This window comes from Aquirhabdus parva (assembly GCF_003351745.1).
In the GTDB taxonomy this organism is placed as follows: Bacteria; Pseudomonadota; Gammaproteobacteria; order Pseudomonadales; family Moraxellaceae; genus Aquirhabdus; species Aquirhabdus parva.
This window is the reverse complement of record NZ_CP031222.1, coordinates 1,778,483-1,794,113: the sequence shown is the minus strand read 5'-3', so window position 1 is coordinate 1,794,113 and position 15,631 is coordinate 1,778,483. Positions and strand designations below refer to the sequence as shown.

Annotated in this window: 17 protein-coding genes; 10 read left to right on the top strand and 7 right to left on the bottom strand. The window is 41.3% G+C overall.

Going from position 1 to position 15,631, the window contains the following annotated elements:
- The first annotated feature begins 70 nt into the window (after nt 1-70).
- The 5 genes from HYN46_RS08005 (at nt 71) to HYN46_RS07985 (ending at nt 5,030) form a co-directional block, all read left to right on the top strand.
- Entirely contained in the window at nt 71-1,216 is a 1,146-nt protein-coding gene (locus HYN46_RS08005) for a beta-ketoacyl-ACP synthase III (RefSeq protein ID WP_114898893.1), read from the top strand.
- Between the two features lie 27 nt (nt 1,217-1,243).
- Nucleotides 1,244-1,840, top strand: a complete 597-nt coding sequence (locus HYN46_RS08000) for a GNAT family N-acetyltransferase (RefSeq protein WP_114898892.1) — start codon at nt 1,244-1,246, stop codon at nt 1,838-1,840.
- A 99-nt stretch (nt 1,841-1,939) separates the two neighbouring features.
- Nucleotides 1,940-3,400 carry a threonine synthase gene (thrC, locus tag HYN46_RS07995; protein ID WP_114898891.1) on the top strand — a complete coding sequence of 487 codons (1,461 nt, stop codon included), beginning with the start codon at nt 1,940-1,942 and terminating at the stop codon, nt 3,398-3,400.
- A gap of 611 nt (nt 3,401-4,011) precedes the next feature.
- Nucleotides 4,012-4,293, top strand: a complete 282-nt coding sequence (locus HYN46_RS07990; RefSeq protein WP_162818123.1) for a hypothetical protein — start codon at nt 4,012-4,014, stop codon at nt 4,291-4,293.
- A 107-nt stretch (nt 4,294-4,400) separates the two neighbouring features.
- Complete coding sequence (locus HYN46_RS07985; RefSeq protein WP_210009454.1) at nt 4,401-5,030, top strand: hypothetical protein; 630 nt, start codon at nt 4,401-4,403, stop codon at nt 5,028-5,030.
- Here the strand turns inward: HYN46_RS07985 and HYN46_RS07980 are convergent.
- From HYN46_RS07980 to HYN46_RS07970, 3 genes are all read right to left on the bottom strand, one after another.
- Nucleotides 5,027-5,728, bottom strand: a complete 702-nt coding sequence (locus HYN46_RS07980; RefSeq protein WP_114898889.1) for an aspartate/glutamate racemase family protein — start codon at nt 5,726-5,728, stop codon at nt 5,027-5,029. The genes HYN46_RS07985 and HYN46_RS07980 overlap by 4 nt on opposite strands.
- Nucleotides 5,729-5,764: 36 nt before the next feature.
- Nucleotides 5,765-6,256, bottom strand: coding sequence for a GNAT family N-acetyltransferase (locus HYN46_RS07975; protein ID WP_114898888.1), 492 nt, complete (start codon nt 6,254-6,256; stop codon nt 5,765-5,767).
- 67 nt (nt 6,257-6,323) lie between these two features.
- Nucleotides 6,324-7,199 carry an NAD(P)-dependent oxidoreductase gene (locus HYN46_RS07970; RefSeq protein ID WP_114898887.1) on the bottom strand — a complete coding sequence of 292 codons (876 nt, stop codon included), beginning with the start codon at nt 7,197-7,199 and terminating at the stop codon, nt 6,324-6,326.
- 488 nt (nt 7,200-7,687) lie between these two features.
- Here HYN46_RS07970 and HYN46_RS07965 point away from each other — a divergent pair, with 488 nt between their 5' ends.
- The 5 genes from HYN46_RS07965 (at nt 7,688) to upp (ending at nt 11,849) form a co-directional block, all read left to right on the top strand.
- Nucleotides 7,688-8,470, top strand: a complete 783-nt coding sequence (locus tag HYN46_RS07965; RefSeq protein WP_114898886.1) for an ABC transporter substrate-binding protein — start codon at nt 7,688-7,690, stop codon at nt 8,468-8,470.
- A 67-nt stretch (nt 8,471-8,537) separates the two neighbouring features.
- The gene (locus HYN46_RS07960) at nt 8,538-9,326 is read left to right on the top strand and encodes an amino acid ABC transporter permease (protein ID WP_114898885.1); all 789 of its coding nucleotides are present in this window, start codon (nt 8,538-8,540) and stop codon (nt 9,324-9,326) included.
- Nucleotides 9,323-10,060: an amino acid ABC transporter ATP-binding protein gene (locus HYN46_RS07955; RefSeq protein ID WP_114898884.1), complete on the top strand. Its 738-nt coding sequence runs from the start codon at nt 9,323-9,325 to the stop codon at nt 10,058-10,060. Before HYN46_RS07960 ends, HYN46_RS07955 begins: the two co-directional genes overlap by 4 nt.
- Nucleotides 10,061-10,221: 161 nt before the next feature.
- Nucleotides 10,222-11,154, top strand: a complete 933-nt coding sequence (locus HYN46_RS07950) for a DMT family transporter (RefSeq protein ID WP_114898883.1) — start codon at nt 10,222-10,224, stop codon at nt 11,152-11,154.
- A gap of 53 nt (nt 11,155-11,207) precedes the next feature.
- Nucleotides 11,208-11,849 (top strand): uracil phosphoribosyltransferase, encoded by a 642-nt coding sequence (upp, locus tag HYN46_RS07945; RefSeq protein WP_114898882.1) that lies wholly within the window; start codon nt 11,208-11,210, stop codon nt 11,847-11,849.
- Here the strand turns inward: upp and HYN46_RS07940 are convergent.
- From HYN46_RS07940 to HYN46_RS07925, 4 genes are all read right to left on the bottom strand, one after another.
- On the bottom strand, nt 11,842-12,144 hold the full coding sequence (locus HYN46_RS07940) for a helix-hairpin-helix domain-containing protein (RefSeq protein ID WP_114898881.1): 303 nt from the start codon (nt 12,142-12,144) through the stop codon (nt 11,842-11,844). The genes upp and HYN46_RS07940 overlap by 8 nt on opposite strands.
- Nucleotides 12,145-12,243: 99 nt before the next feature.
- A complete protein-coding gene (gene efp / locus HYN46_RS07935; protein ID WP_114898880.1) occupies nt 12,244-12,810 on the bottom strand; it encodes an elongation factor P in 567 nt (188 codons plus the stop codon).
- Between the two features lie 136 nt (nt 12,811-12,946).
- Nucleotides 12,947-14,092 (bottom strand): elongation factor P maturation arginine rhamnosyltransferase EarP, encoded by a 1,146-nt coding sequence (earP, locus tag HYN46_RS07930; protein ID WP_162818122.1) that lies wholly within the window; start codon nt 14,090-14,092, stop codon nt 12,947-12,949.
- A 61-nt stretch (nt 14,093-14,153) separates the two neighbouring features.
- On the bottom strand, nt 14,154-15,296 hold the full coding sequence (locus HYN46_RS07925; protein WP_114898878.1) for an alpha/beta fold hydrolase: 1,143 nt from the start codon (nt 15,294-15,296) through the stop codon (nt 14,154-14,156).
- Between the last annotated feature and the right edge of the window lie 335 nt (nt 15,297-15,631).

Here is a 15,631-nt window from a genome sequence, read left to right as displayed (position 1 = left end):
CTCTTTTTTGAAATAGTTTTTTACAAAAACATTAAGTTTATCTTTTAAATGGTTTGATGACGAGGTTGATATGAGTATTCGCATTACAGGTACAGGATTGTACATACCGCCATTTTCGATTAGTAATGAAGAGCTTGCTACAAGTCTAAATACACACGTTGAACTTTATAATGCTGAACATGCAGCGGAAATTGCAGCGGGCACAATTGCGGCAAAACTCAGTACCTCGGCTGAATTTATTGAAAAAGCGTCAGGTGTTAAGGCTCGTTATGTCATGAATAAAGAAGGGGTACTCGATCCTCGTCGCCTCGCGCCCATCATCCCAGAGCGTCCAGATGATGAGATTTCTATTCAAGCTGAAATTGCCGTTGTCGCTGCTAATGAAGCGCTGAAAGCAGCAAATTTAACAGCAAATGACATCGATATGGTCTTGGTGGCTTGTTCAAATATGCAACGTGCATATCCTGCGATTGCAATAGAAGTCCAAGGCGCGCTAGGAATGACACATGGCTTCGGGTTCGATATGAACGTTGCATGTAGTGCTGCAACATTCGGCTTAGAGCAAGCGGCAAATGCAATTAAAGCCGGTTCAGCAAAACGTGTGCTGATGGTCAACCCCGAAATCACATCAGGGCACAATAACTTTAGTACACGTGATAGTCATTTCATCTTTGGTGATGTTTGTACAGCGGTTATCGTCGAAGAAACGGATTCTAAGCCAGGTTTTGAAATCATCAGTACCAAACTGTTTACACAGTTTTCTAATGCCATTCGCAATAACTTTGGATTCTTAAATCGTGGCGATGAATCTGGTATTGGTCAACCTGATAAATTATTCCGTCAGGATGGTCGTCGGGTATTCCGTGAAGTTTCTCCACTCGTCGCACAAATGATTACTGACCATGTCGCTGCGAATGGCCTTAATGTGCATCAAGTACGTCGTTTCTGGTTGCATCAAGCTAACGGCACCATGAATAAATTTATTCTAAAAATGATCCTCGGCAAAGAATCCGCGGCCGAAGCCACTGAAGATATAGAGCATGGCGCAGATCTCGCTCCGATTATTCTGGATGAGTTTGCCAACACCAGTTCTGCGGGCTCAATCATTGCTTTCCACAGAAATTCTCAAGATTTTGCGATAGGGGATGTTGGTGTGATCTGTTCTTTTGGTGCAGGCTATTCAATCGGCTCTGTCATCGTCAAAAAAGTGAACTAACCTCATACTTTGTAGTCAAAGAGTAGTATGTCACCCAATATCATTGCACTTGAAGGTCAATACATACGTCTTGAGCCATTAACTCTGGCTCATGCACATGCGTTATTGAGCATCGGACAAAAGCATGAAGATTGGTTGTATTTACCCAGATCTTGCTTTACAGATTTAAACGATGTGCATAGCTGGATTCAGTCTGCACATCGCCTTCTTGCACAAGGTGAGCAAATCCCTTTTATCATTATTAATAGATTTTCAAATCAAATCGTTGGAAGTACTCGATACCTTGATATACGTCCCCGTGATCATGTTATTGAAATCGGTTATACATGGTTAGCATCAATAGCCCAGCGGACAATGGTTAATACTGAGGCCAAATTTTTGTTGCTTCAATATGCGTTTGAACAGATGCAGATGCGCCGTGTTGAACTAAAAACTGACTTACGTAATCTACGTTCACAGAAGGCGATTGAACGACTCGGAGCCATCCGTGAAGGGATATTACGTAAACACAAGTGTGTCCAAAATGATTTTCAGCGGGATACCGTTTATTTCAGCATCATTGATGATGAATGGGCTCAAGTAAAGGCGAAACTTCTTGAACGTTTGGCAATAAAACCTTTCTAGAGTCGGGTGCGCGGAGATTAGCTACAGATTTTACTCGACTAAAGGCGCTGGAATAGCCGATAATCTGCGGTCAATAACAGCCACTATTCCATATCTCTTATGCAATACGTTTCAACTCGCGGCTATACCGCAGCTCAAAATTTTTCAGAAATCCTTTTAGGTGGTTTAGCGCCAGATGGCGGTCTCTACTTGCCTGAAGTCTACCCACAAGTGAGTCATGATGAGCTAAATGCTTGGCGCGGGCTCTCTTATGCTGATCTGGCTTTTGAAGTACTCAAGAAATTTATTACCGACATTCCCGAAGATGACATCAAAGCTTTAGTAACAAAAACCTATACGGCTGAAGTATATAAAAATGCGCGTGCAGGTGAAAACGCATCTGAAATCACACCACTTCGCATCCTTGAGGACCAATCCGGCCGTAAACTGATTCTACAAGCCCTATCGAATGGCCCCACCTTGGCATTCAAAGATATGGCTATGCAGTTACTCGGTAATTTGTTTGAGTACACGCTCAGTAAACAACATGAAGAGCTGAACATTCTTGGAGCGACATCTGGGGATACCGGTAGCGCAGCAGAATATGCTATGCGTGGCAAAAAAGGGGTTCGCGTATTTATGTTATCCCCCCATAAAAAAATGAGTGCTTTTCAAACGGCGCAAATGTTTAGCTTATTGGATGACAATATTTTCAACATTGCGGTTGAAGGCGTTTTTGATGATTGTCAAGACATGGTCAAGGCCGTATCAAATGATTTAACCTATAAAGCAAAGCAAAAAATCGGGACGGTCAATTCGATAAACTGGGCACGTGTCATTGCTCAAGTTATTTATTATTTCCGTGGTTATTTGCGAGCAACAACCCAAAATACTGAAAAAGTATCGTTCACCGTTCCTTCGGGAAATTTTGGCAATATTTGTGCGGGCCATATTGCGCGTATGATGGGACTACCGATCGCAAAGCTTGTTGTCGCAACCAATGAAAATGATGTGCTTGATGAGTTCTTCCGTACAGGCATCTACCGCGTGCGCAAGTCAGCTGAAACTTGGCATACATCAAGTCCCTCCATGGATATCTCAAAAGCATCAAATTTTGAACGTTTTATTTACGATCTACTTGATCGCGATGCTGTGCGGGTTGCCGCACTTTTCCGTAAAGTAGAGACTGAAGGTGGCTTCGACCTATCTGGTCAAACGGGCAGTGATGGGGATGAATTCAAAAAAATCGCAGCATTTGGTTTTCAATCCGGCAAATCTACACATAGCGATCGTTTAAACACGATCCGTCAGGTTGAGCAGAATTACGGCATTACAATTGATACGCATACTGCAGATGGTATCAAAGTTGCGCTTGAGCATATCGAACAAAATGTACCGATGATTGTGCTCGAAACGGCTCTTGCTGCAAAATTTAATGAGACAATCCAAGAAGCATTAGGTCGTGATGCTGAGCGTCCTGCAGGATTTGAAAATATTGAAGCATTGCCGCAACGCGTCAAAGTCATGACATCAAATGTTGATGATATGAAAGCGTTTATAGCTCAACATACTGGGCTATAAAATCTCACAAGTTGGCGTGGAAATTCATCAGAAATATTCACGCCAACTTTCTTCGATGCCACTATCAGGCAATCATCCACAATTTTTCATTCACATTAAACAAATATTTTATAAGAAATAATTAAAATAATAATAAATGACTACCCGATAAGAAATATACCCAATAAATGTTAACTTAAACAATCATATAGCACACATTTAGAATCGATAATGTATTTATAAGCAGAATATATTTAATACATCAACTTTTATCCAAATGCTCAACAAAAAGAAGATGTTGTAAGCCAAAATATCATCTTACGTAAGCATTTGCACCTTATTACCCGCAGTGATTGTTCGCAAAGGTGAATTGATCATTTGGTATACCATAAATCATTGAATAATTAATATATTATATTTTTATCTAAAAATATCACTTTTATAAAATGTATATTATGTCTCAATTAAGCATTATTTTGATATTGAATATTCTATAGATAAAGCGTACTGTTGGTTCATTGCTCTCATCCCTGTGAGAGCAATGAAACGCTAAATTGTAATAATGTAGTGACTGTGTTTCGTAATGATAATCCTGTTTTTCCATATAAGTTTAATTAATAATGGTGAATGAAATGTCAACACTTCGCGAACTTAATGTACAAGAAATCGATCAAGTATCAGGTGGTCTTTTGGGAATTAAACTACCTGTCGTTTATCCAGTTAGCCTTAATGTTGTCAAACAAGTTGATATCGGCATCAACGCGCTAGCAGTGGCTGGTTTGACTGCGATTAATGCAATCGGAGCTAACACCAAATCTACAGCATTGACCAATCCTCTAGCATTGGGTGTTGGGGCACTGTATCTAGGGGGTGCAGGTTTACTACTGCAACTTCAGCATCTACTCATCGACTAGTGTTTAAATAAATTTAGAAAGTCATTTCAAAAAAGGTACGCAATGCGTGCCTTTTTTTCATGGTCGATCATAATTAAAAGCTTTTATCACTTAAACTTATCACTTACATGACAAAAACGATTTTAGGTCACTTTATGCGTTGGCTCAAAGTATTGATAGGATGTCTAGCGATATACGCGGCTTATGATCATTACCGTTTTCGTGCTATTAAGCATCCAGAAGGGTCTATCGTTGCACCAAACGATCCGGTGCAGTTGGATACAAACGAACCAATGGCATTATTTAAGGGATATGTTATTCAGCCTCTGAAGGATTTTTCGATCGAAGCACGTGTTTTATCTACAGAACGCTATCGTTTTGATACAGGAGCAGATATTGTTCCTATTGATATTGCTTTAGGCTGGGGGCGTATGTCAGATAGCGCAGTAATCGAACAGTTGAATATCTCTCAAAGTGGTCGATTTTACCGTTACTCTTATAAAAACGCTCCACCGATTCCAATAGGAGACATTATTTCTCATAGTGCGAATATGCACATGATCCCAGCCAATGATCTTATTGCTAAACAGTTAGAAAATGTTCGCGTTGGACAGATACTACACCTATCAGGTCAATTGGTAGAAATTACTGATCAACATAAACGTTGGAAATGGAAAAGCTCTCTTACTCGCGAAGATAGCGGTGCTGGTGCATGTGAACTGATCTGGGTTAAACAAGTCTTTGTTAGTGATGATTAACTCGATTCAGACAAGGCCCATTCCGCAGCAAACTTTGCGTGCAGTGCTGTCGTATCAAAAAGTGGAACGGAACAATCCACCTGATGCACAAGCATTGAGATCTCAGTGCAGCCTAAAATAATTGCTTCAGCGCCGTTATCTATTAATCGCTGCATTATCCTGCGATATTCCCTAAGTGAAGAATCAAGAATTTGCCCTAAACACAGTTCTTGATAAATCACTTGATGGACTGTTTCACGATCTCTTTCATCGGGGATCACAATGTTTATATCGTGACCATTCTCAAATCTTTTTCGATAAAAATCCTGCTCCATTGTAAAGCGTGTGCCAAGTAGCCCCACGGTTTTAAACTTGGATTGTTTTATAGCCTCAGCTGTGACGTCTACGACGTGGAGTAGAGGGATATTCACGGCGCTTTCAATTGCAGGCGCAACTTTATGCATCGTATTGGTACAGAGCACGATGCTTTCAGCACCCGCGCCTTCAAGTAACAAAGCGATCTCTGCAAGTTGCCGACCGGCTTCTAACCAATTCGCTGTGTGCTGAAGCTCTACGATAGGCTGTAAATCAACACTATAAAGAATTATTTTTGCTGAATGTAATCCACCTAAATGATCTTTAATTGTTTCATTGATCATTCGATAGTAAGGAATCGTAGACTCCCAGCTCATGCCACCGATCAAACCAATTGTTCTCAAGTGAAAACTCCTAAATAGGGTATACCATCATAAACTCTAGATATGACGCTCCATCACAATCGCCTGACCTGTATATTGGAGGAGGGATTTACGATAAATTTCTTTAAAACCTTGTCGTTGCCAGAAGGAAAATGCAAGTTGATTGGTTTCAATTACCGCTAAACGGAGCATAGTACAGCCCCAGGATTTTGACATTTGAGTTGCATACTCCACGCCCTTCTTTCCCAAACCTTGCCTTTGATAATTTTCAGAAAAAAGTATCAAACCAAGATAGGCAATATGAGTCTCAGGATATCCCCTAATCATATCTATACATCCAACCAATAGGTGGTCTAGATAAAATCCCATGCATCGCTTATCTTCGATGCCTTTTAGTAGGGGAAGCTCAGTCAGCGTAAGATAGGCATCATTGTATTCAGGTGGTCGATCTTCAATGATGTGGAAGTAGTCAGATGCTTGCTCAAATAATAGAAGAAGCGCGTCAATGTCCTGTGGATTTGATGCGCTTAACTGACGCAGACTTAACATTTGAGATGGCTCGTTCAATCGATTTTCTCAGGTATGTATGCTGATGAATAATCGCGAATGTGTGGACTTAAACTTCTAAGACTTGTCCTGTCCAGCTTTCTAACAACTTCACCACTGCAGAAAAGTCGCTGTCTTCAGGCAGACTATTGCTCGCTGCACGGTATAAGCTTTGGGTCAGTGCAAGTAAAGGAGAGGGGAGTTTCGCACTGTGCGCCAGATCAATCGCAATACCTGTATCTTTTGCGAGTAGATTCAATGCAAACGTTAAGGGAAACTCACGATTTAATACGCGTTGAGGAAACGTGTTTTCTGAAGCCAAACTACGACCGCTTGAAGCATTGATGCAAGTGAGCGCGCTTTCAAGATTAACACCATGTGCTTTTAGGGCACTAAAACCTTCAGCAACTGACCAAAGATTTACGGCCAATAACATGTTATTGACGGCCTTAACAGCAAAACCTGCTCCGCTCCCTCCAACATGTTCAATCAGCCCTGCAAAAGGCTCAATTGCAGAGCGTGCACGTTCAAGTGCAACCACATCACCACCCACCATCACTGTCAAAATCCCCTTTTCAGCACCAATGGTTTGACCCGAAACAGGCGCATCTAAGAAGTGAACGTTATTTTCTGCAAGCTTTGCAGAAACGCGCTGAGCGGAGGTTGGCTCACCACTGGTACAATCTACCCAGATGCTTCCTGCTTTAGGTGGATAGGTGGCAATTAAAGCTTCAACTTCAGCACTAGTCGGTAAACATGAAAAAATAATATCAGCCTGAACAGCATTCTCAATAGAGCTGGCCTGTGTACCGAACTGTAGTGCATGGGCTTCTGCCTTGCTAAATGTACGATTCCAAACCCGTACATCCGAGAATGCTTTCGGTAAGTGCGCAGCCATACGCCAGCCCATAGCACCAAGTCCAAGAAATGCGATTGATTGAGTCATTTTTCAGGTTCCGTCGATATAACGTTGTAAAATATGCCTATAGATTAAATGTCTATGTCGATTTTGAGGGTAGTTATTTTGTTTTTTGACATTTTTAAATTTTACCATTCAGAAAATAAATTAACCACAACTATAAAAGAGACCTTACAATCGCACCCTTTGCAAAATATGAATGAAGCTTCTGAAGATTGGTCATCCCGTTAAACACGTTTGATGGACTGATTCAAATAATTTTTTTATAGCAATGGTGAATTCCAATGGTTCACAGATGACGTCATTCGTATCAAAAGTGATACTGCGCTAGGAATAAGATTTTATTATCATAACAAAGATATATAAGATCACCCAACGATGAACATGTAGGTCAGTCTTGGTATATATATTGCTGAACATTGCTGAGTGTCGAAGAATGAAATGATCCGACACGATGACAAATAATGATTCCCATGATTGATAGATTGCAATGATTGATTAAGCAGGAAGTGAGTATGAAAGCAAAAAATATCGTATCTTTAAGTATAACTGGCATTTTGGCAGGGCTTGCATTGCTGCCTTTACAAAGGGTCGATGCGCGCTCACTATCTGCCATAGAAAAAGATCATAAAATCATCATTGCGACCGAAGGGCAGTTTAGCCCCTTTAATTATTTTCAAGCAGGTAAGCTCACTGGTTTTGAGATCGACATCGCTAATGCGGTTGCTCAAAAAATGGGACTTACTGTTGAGTGGAAAAGTGTAGGCTTTGATGCGCTCATAGCTGGTCTACAACAAGATCGATGGGATCTGGTTATCGCATCGCACGGAATTACTGAATCACGTGCTAAAGTCGTTACGTTTACAACGCCTCATTATTGTACTGGAGGGGTCATTGTGTCTAAAGACCCTGCAATACGTAGTGTGGCAAATCTAGCAGGAAAAAATGTGGTTGTTCAGGTTGGGACATCTTATCTCGAAAATCTTAAAAAAGTTCCCAATATTAAAGATATCAAAACCTTCCCTAAAGATACTGATGCTCAAGCTGCAGTGACAATGGGACGTGCCGACGCGTGGGTTTCGGACAAATTTTTAGCTAAGGCTGCAATTGCAGCGAATCCCTCATCTGGACTTAAGATTGGTGATTTTGTTTTTGTTGAAAAAGTAGGCGCCCTTGTATCCAAAGGAAATATTCCATTAGCAGACGCTTATAACAAAGCCTTTAATCAGATCCTTGCAGATGGCACCTATGCCGCAATTTCTAATAAATATTTTAAAGAAGATATTCGTTGTAAATAGAATTTGACAGTATGGACGTTGTGTTCTTGTTGTATTGTTTATGATATTTAAGTAGTTGAGAAAATTAGTGTCATTAAAATTTTTAAGCTGGCCTGCCAGTTGGGGACGACAGAGCAAAAGTTCTGCGACGATTGCGATCGCCATCGTCATTTTGCTGCTATTCCTATGGCTTCTTGCGATTCCCCTAGCGCATATCCCATCACCCATCGGAGAAAACGCTCAGGAGTTTGCTAAAGCCACGCGTATAACAGTGGAATTGGCAATTATTGCAGGGGTAATCGGCGTCGTGTTGGGGGTGATAGCTGCATTAGGTAAATTATCCCGTTTTGGTATTATTCGCTTGATTTCAGGGTTTTATATTTGGGTTATCCGTGGGACACCACTTCTAGTCCAGATTTTATTTGTATATCTGGCATTGCCTATTTTTATCCCATCACTCCAGTTTTCCGATTTCACTTCCGCTGCAATCGCTTTAGCGTTGAATGCAGGTGCCTATAATGCCGAAGCAATTCGTTCAGGCCTACTTGCCGTACCCAAGGGACAAGTCGAAGCTGCACAATCATTAGGATTATCTGCTTGGCATACAGCAACTGACATTGTTTTTCCACAAGCATTCAAAGTCGCATTACCTCCTCTGGTTAATAATTTTATCGCATTGCTTAAAGACACCTCGTTAGCCTATGCGATAGGTGTGGTGGAGCTCACTAATGTCGGCAACCGTATTCAAGCCGAGACATTTCAGCCCATTCCAACGTTGATGACGACCGCGGTCATTTACCTATTGCTGACTACCATCCTGACGCAAATTTCAAATGCAGTTGAACGTCGATTTGATGTCGAGGGACGACAATCATGATTAAGCCATTAATTACCATTGATCACGTTAATAAATATTTTGGCAGTGCTCATGTACTGCAAAATATCAGTACGCATTTTAATGCTGGTGAAGTCGCCGTCATTATAGGCGCATCCGGATCAGGAAAAAGCACGCTATTACGTATGCTGAATCGTATGGAACGCCATGATAGTGGGACGATTATTATCAACGACATCGAAGTTGACGATGATTTACGTCACTTAAGTGCTTTGCGCGCCGAAGTAGGTATGGTTTTCCAGCAGTTCAATCTATTCCCACATATGACCGTCCTTGAAAACATTACACTTGCACCAAGACGGGTTCGTAAGTTATCCAAAGAGCAAGCAAATATCGAAGCATTACAACTCCTTGAACGAGTAGGGATGTTAGATCATGCTTCAAAATATCCCTTTGCATTGTCTGGAGGGCAGCAGCAACGTGTCGCAATCGCCCGTGCACTCGCCATGAAGCCAGAGGTACTGCTGTTTGATGAGCCAACATCTGCGCTTGATCCAGAAATGGTTAAAGAGGTTCTTGACGTCATGAAGGAACTTGCAAAATCGGGCATGACGATGATTGTTGTTACTCATGAAATGGGCTTTGCACGAGAAGTCGGTGACCGGATTCTATTTTTTGACCAAGGCTGTATCGCACAAGATGCACCACCAGAGCAGTTTTTTTCTGCACAAGAAAACCCTCGTATTCGCACGTTTCTTGGTCAAATAAATCATTGATTTAGTCTGGTTATTCGTCAAATAAAAATTATACCAATGAGTCAAATATTGGTATAATTTTGCATCAACTTGAATTTTAATTAAGCCATGGTCAAGTCTTGATCCAAATTGTTTTTTAAAGTTTTTTTGCTTACTCTTCTTATAAATTACGTTGCCCTAATATGAGTCGTTTACAGGCAAATTTATTGCTTCTGGTGGTTTCTCTAATCTGGGGAACCACATTTGTTGTGCAAAAAAATCTTGAAGGGGTTGGTGCAATCACCTTTACAGGGTTACGTTTTTTGCTTGGTACGCTCGCGATTTCACCACTGGTATACCGAGAATACAAAAAACGGCAACGAGCCATACAGCTCAGTGCTCAACCAAATACCTATCTTTATAAAAAAAATGATTTTTTTCAATTGGCAATGTTAGGTGTTTTTTTGTTTGTTGCAGCACTCTTGCAGCAAGTCGGTATTGCCAGTACGAGCGTGACTAATGCGGGTTTCCTCACCGGCTTCTATGTGCCTATGGTGCCCTTATTGTCTTGGTTAATTCTACGTCAGCGGCCCCATTGGTCTGTATGGCCCTTATCCATCGGTTGCGTGATCGGCATAGGGTTGCTTTCTGGCATTGATTCACTCACTTTTGGTTCTGGGGACAGCTGGGTACTGGCAAGTTGTCCATTTTGGGCGCTACAGATCGTATTTGTTGGACGCATCGCTGAGCGACTGAATTCTCCTTTTCTCGTCGCATTTTCACAGTTCTTTGTCGCAGGTGCTTTAGGGCTCGTTTGGGGCTTAATAAAAGAACCCTTTTCTCTTGCAGGCATGGAGCAAGCATCCGCTGCTATTCTCTATGCAGGTTTAATATCAGTTGGTATTGCTTATACGGGGCAGGTGATTGCGCAGCGTTATACTCAAGCTGCTGACGCGGCAATAGTCATGTCATCTGAAACTTTATTTGCATCCTTCTTTGGTTTTTTACTACTCGGCGAAATCTTGGACTTTGAAGGCATATTGGGCTGTATTTTAATTTTACTGTGTATTGTTTTAATACAGTTATTGCCTTTATTTTCGAATAGAAAAATACCATCAAATGTTCTTGATGGTTAATATTTTTGCTTGACCACAAAATGATTCACTCACAAATTTTGGAGTTTTAGATTATGCCTACTCACGAAATTCGTCATCCGCTGATTCGGCATAAATTAGGTTTAATGCGCCGCGCAGATATCAGCACTAAGAACTTTCGTGAGCTTGCACAAGAAGTGACGATGCTCTTGACCTATGAGGCGACTAAAGACCTAGTACTTGAAGATCAAGAGATTGTAGGATGGGCAGGTCCTGTGACTGTGCAGAGAATTGCAGGCAAGAAAATAACCGTAGTACCGATTTTAAGGGCAGGAATCGGCATGCTTGATGGTGTTTTAAACCTGGTCCCCAGTGCAAAAGTAAGCGTGCTCGGATTAGAACGGGATGAGGAAACACTTAAAGCTCGGACCTATTATTCGAAAATGGTTCCTGATATTGCTAATCGTTTAGGACTAATCATCGACCCAATGCTTGCGACGGGAAGCTCACTCGTTGCGGCGATTGATGTACTAAAAACATCTGGTTGTAAAGATATTCGCGTTATGGTCCTCGTCGCCGCACCAGAGGGGATAAAACGCGTTGCGGATGCTCATCCTGATGTTGAAATTTATACTGCTTCTGTTGATCAAGGGCTAAATGAACAAGGCTATATCGTGCCTGGATTAGGCGATGCGGGCGATAAGATTTTTGGTAGTATCCAGAAGATTATTATTTAATTTTAGTATTTAAACTTATTTTTTGTTTTCTCTCAGCAGTATACGCCCACCATGGTTTTGCTTCCTCGCCATCCATAAACCGAGTAATTGAAATAAAGGTATCAATCATACATGGGTCATGCTTAACACCTGTCTTTAAACAAATAGATTCGTATAAGACATAAGGATCGACACCGATCAATTGCTGGGGTTTAAAAAATCCGAGCAAATGTAGATATGCTGCACAAGCCTTACCAATATTTGGAAGATCTGTTAGTTGAGTGAGAAGATTTCGATCCACTTTGCTAGGATGCATAAACACTCCTATAACGCATACCATATAAAAAAAGAGAGCCTAGGCTCTCTTTTTAACATGTAGACATTCAGTTTTCAAAGTATTACTAAAAAAACAAAATTAGCCTTTAGCGCGTGCGCGGAATGAACCATCGCGTGAGTCAATTTCAATACGCTCACCGATTTCGATGAATGATGCAACTTGCAACTCATAACCCGATTTCAATCTTGCAATTTTGGTGACTTTACCTGAGGTATCACCTTTAGCTGCAGGTTCTGTGTATTCAACTTCACGTACGATGATCGTTGGTAACTCTACAGAGATTGCTTTACCTTCATACATGGTGACTTCACAAACATCAGTCATGCCATCTTCGATGAAGTTCTTGGTATCGCCTAAGTTTTCTTCTTCAACTTCGTACTGGTTGAATTCGTCGTCCATGAAAATGTACATTGGATCAGCGAAATAAGAGTAAGTCACATCACGTGTTTCAAGAATGATTTGATCAAACTTTTCATCAGCTTTATATACAGACTCTTGAGCCTGTTCATTCAACAAGTTCTTCATTTTCATTTTGACAACGGCTGAGTTACGGCCTGATTTGTTGAATTCGGTTTTCAAAACAACCATAGGGTTGCCGTTGACCATAATTACGTTGCCAGATTTGACTTCTTGTGCGGTTTTCATGTGGGGTGAATCCTATGGAGCGTTTCGGTAAGGCGCGATTCTACCCGATTTTTTAACCAAATTCATGACTGTTATGTGTGTTGTTATCCGGTTTTATGATTATTTGAAGGTTATTTACTGCTTATTGATAAAATGTTCAATTTTTAGCAGCCATTTGGTCATAGAAATGCATTAACCGCTTCGCAAGATCTGACTGCATGGTTAGATGTTTCTGCCAATCCAGTGCAGAGATGGTCCAACAGGATAAGTGAGCCAGATAAGATGCCCATGAATGATCTTGGGTACTTGTACTATTCCAAGCGTTCATTGCTTGAAGCCAAGAAGGATGGGTATCAACGCTAGATGCAACATAGTCTACGAATGCATCAAGTTTTAAAAGATGAGCATCATCTTCTTGCGGATAGATTTGCCAAAGTAATGGCTTCCCTGACCATTGTGCGCGAATAAAAGAGTCTTCCCCACGGACAATATTTAAATCACATGCCCAAAGTAACTGGTCATAATCTGTATGATTCATAAAGGGGAGAACAACAACAGTTAATGCTCCCTGTGTGATTCGATCACCAACCTCTAAATCACGACCCGCCCACTCACTCACGATCGTGAGTGCTTTACTCATAGGGATTAATAAAAGTGTTGAAAGATGGTCGGATACTAAATCAGACAACAAATGGGTAATGACTTCGTTCTCATAAGCAAAGAGTGAAATACGTCGATCAAAGTTCAGCGCATTACCAATGCCCAATTCTGTCCAAAAATCGGATTGAATGCTTGAATGATCGAGACTTCTATTGAGTAACGAAGCCTCTCGAATTAAACCACCACTTTCTGCATAGAAACTTGGAAACCAAAAGTATTGAATCAAACCCGTTTGCGGGTGAGTTGACGGCATAGCATGGCAGTCAACAACCCAAGCTTCGGCACTGAGATACTCTAAATTGATCCATACAGGAGGCTGTCCATCTGCGGATTGCTTGGCCATCCTATTGATCATGACATCGGGCAAACGACAACCAAACCCTTCAATTACGAGATCAAAGTGTTCACGAATATCAATGAGATCATTCTCTTGCCATAAGCAAACAGTGATCTGGTCTAACTTCTGCTGAGCTAAGCCAACTTCTAAAGTTGGCGCAAGTTTGGAAAAACTGGCGAGATCATCAACCCACAACACAACATCCATCTCATATTCATGGGCTAACTGTCGTGCAAGACGCCAACACACGCCAACGTCGCCGAAGTTATCGATAACCGTGCAATATATGGCGCATCTTAGAGTCAAAAGCAGATCCTCAACACACATTCTTTTTCAAAATGTGTGGCTAAAATTTGATTGTTAAAAATTAATCCGAGCGCTTTGCTAGCCACTCGCCAAGAACAGGCCAAAATTCTTTGGCGGCCGCTTCACTCGCAATCATACTCACATGACCACCGGGTAATGTGGCAAAGGTAGTATCACGACTGCCGACAAGATCAACCAGTGGTCTTACTGCATCAATGGTCACCATGGTGTCGGATCGACCGCCACCTGCAAGCAAAGCAGCATGAATGTCTTTTAGATAAACAGTCTTGCCACCAATTTTAAACTCGCCATGGGCCAGACCATTGTCCATCCAGACTTTAATGAGCATATCGCGGTTGATTCCACCTGGATAATCAACCATATGATTGAGAAATGCTCCGTGTGTTGCATGACTTTCTACTGCAGTTCGATTATCAAGTTGACGTAACATCGACAGATGACCTTTCAAGGTGCCTTGAATATCTAAGAGCTTAAAACCGAGAGCATTGGTCCACCCATAAGAATGCAATAAACCAGCAGGGAGTGTGCGAGGGTGGAAGCCGGTATGCTGTTCAATCCAATTCATGGCTTTGCCTGCACGTTGAAAGAATGCACCATTGGTACCGGATAGGTAAGCACTGACGGGTGTTCCTAAGACGATAATATTTCGAATATTAGGATCTTTAGTTGCTGCTGCGTAGAGAAGCGTGAAAACTCCAGACATACTCCAGCTATGCAATGATAGTTCCTGCTGTCCACTGTGTTGTCTTACTTGCTCAAGCAGTTTTGGCAAAAAATTCAATACATATTCTTCAAAGTTGTAGCGTGAGTGCTCTCGTGTTGGGCTTCCCCAGTCGGTCATATAAACAGAGAAGCCTTGCTCTAATAAGTAGCGAACCAGAGAGCGATCTTCAAACAAGTCGTAAACTAGCATGTTGATAGCGAGTGGCGCAACGATGACAACAGGCACACGGTGACGGGTTGGGAAGCCTTCAAGTGCTGGATAATGACGTAACTTGATGAGACCTTGTTCTTGAACATTATCGGAAACGACATTAAAAGGGGTTTTACCTGCTTGAACAAGACTCTCACTATCAAACATCCGGTCATGTAAATTAATAAATCGAGCAGACTCTGTTAGTTTCTTAATAGAAGGGACGTTAAAGCGTGGTCGCTTTAAGGAAGAACGCTTAACAGACGACATGAACGTGACTCCAAACCTGAATACAGTAATTTTTAGAATGTAGTGATGAGAAAAAGAGCGATGAATTCTAATGCAGCACTTATGCTTTAGCAAAGCCTGATCAATTTGTTTATTTTAACAATAAACATGGTGTTTATCTGTTGGCATGCCGCTCAAAATTAAAGTGCATGAGGTCAATGATGCTTCAAACTTTTTGTTAGTGACTTCGAGATGCTCAAGCACATGATTTTGTGCTTGACGTACTGCCTAGTGGCTTTCACAATGTTTGATTGAATGCTGAATAATAAGCTTTAAAGAATATATGCATTTGTGAAGAATGTTAGTTTTTTCCAATT

What these genes read in the sequence shown, in the direction of transcription:
- HYN46_RS07955 (WP_114898884.1), top strand. Translation starts at nt 9,323, where the DNA reads ATGATTAAGCCATTAATTACCATTGATCACGTTAATAAATATTTTGGC.
- upp (WP_114898882.1), top strand. Translation starts at nt 11,208, where the DNA reads ATGCCTACTCACGAAATTCGTCATCCGCTGATTCGGCATAAATTAGGT.
- HYN46_RS07970 (WP_114898887.1), bottom strand. Translation starts at nt 7,199, where the DNA reads ATGACTCAATCAATCGCATTTCTTGGACTTGGTGCTATGGGCTGGCGT.
- HYN46_RS07990 (WP_162818123.1), top strand. Translation starts at nt 4,012, where the DNA reads ATGTCAACACTTCGCGAACTTAATGTACAAGAAATCGATCAAGTATCA.
- HYN46_RS07940 (WP_114898881.1), bottom strand. Translation starts at nt 12,144, where the DNA reads ATGCATCCTAGCAAAGTGGATCGAAATCTTCTCACTCAACTAACAGAT.
- HYN46_RS07975 (WP_114898888.1), bottom strand. Translation starts at nt 6,256, where the DNA reads ATGTTAAGTCTGCGTCAGTTAAGCGCATCAAATCCACAGGACATTGAC.
- HYN46_RS07985 (WP_210009454.1), top strand. Translation starts at nt 4,401, where the DNA reads ATGACAAAAACGATTTTAGGTCACTTTATGCGTTGGCTCAAAGTATTG.
- HYN46_RS07965 (WP_114898886.1), top strand. Translation starts at nt 7,688, where the DNA reads ATGAAAGCAAAAAATATCGTATCTTTAAGTATAACTGGCATTTTGGCA.
- HYN46_RS08005 (WP_114898893.1), top strand. Translation starts at nt 71, where the DNA reads ATGAGTATTCGCATTACAGGTACAGGATTGTACATACCGCCATTTTCG.
- HYN46_RS08000 (WP_114898892.1), top strand. Translation starts at nt 1,244, where the DNA reads ATGTCACCCAATATCATTGCACTTGAAGGTCAATACATACGTCTTGAG.
- HYN46_RS07950 (WP_114898883.1), top strand. Translation starts at nt 10,222, where the DNA reads ATGAGTCGTTTACAGGCAAATTTATTGCTTCTGGTGGTTTCTCTAATC.
- HYN46_RS07925 (WP_114898878.1), bottom strand. Translation starts at nt 15,296, where the DNA reads ATGTCGTCTGTTAAGCGTTCTTCCTTAAAGCGACCACGCTTTAACGTC.
- efp (WP_114898880.1), bottom strand. Translation starts at nt 12,810, where the DNA reads ATGAAAACCGCACAAGAAGTCAAATCTGGCAACGTAATTATGGTCAAC.
- thrC (WP_114898891.1), top strand. Translation starts at nt 1,940, where the DNA reads ATGCAATACGTTTCAACTCGCGGCTATACCGCAGCTCAAAATTTTTCA.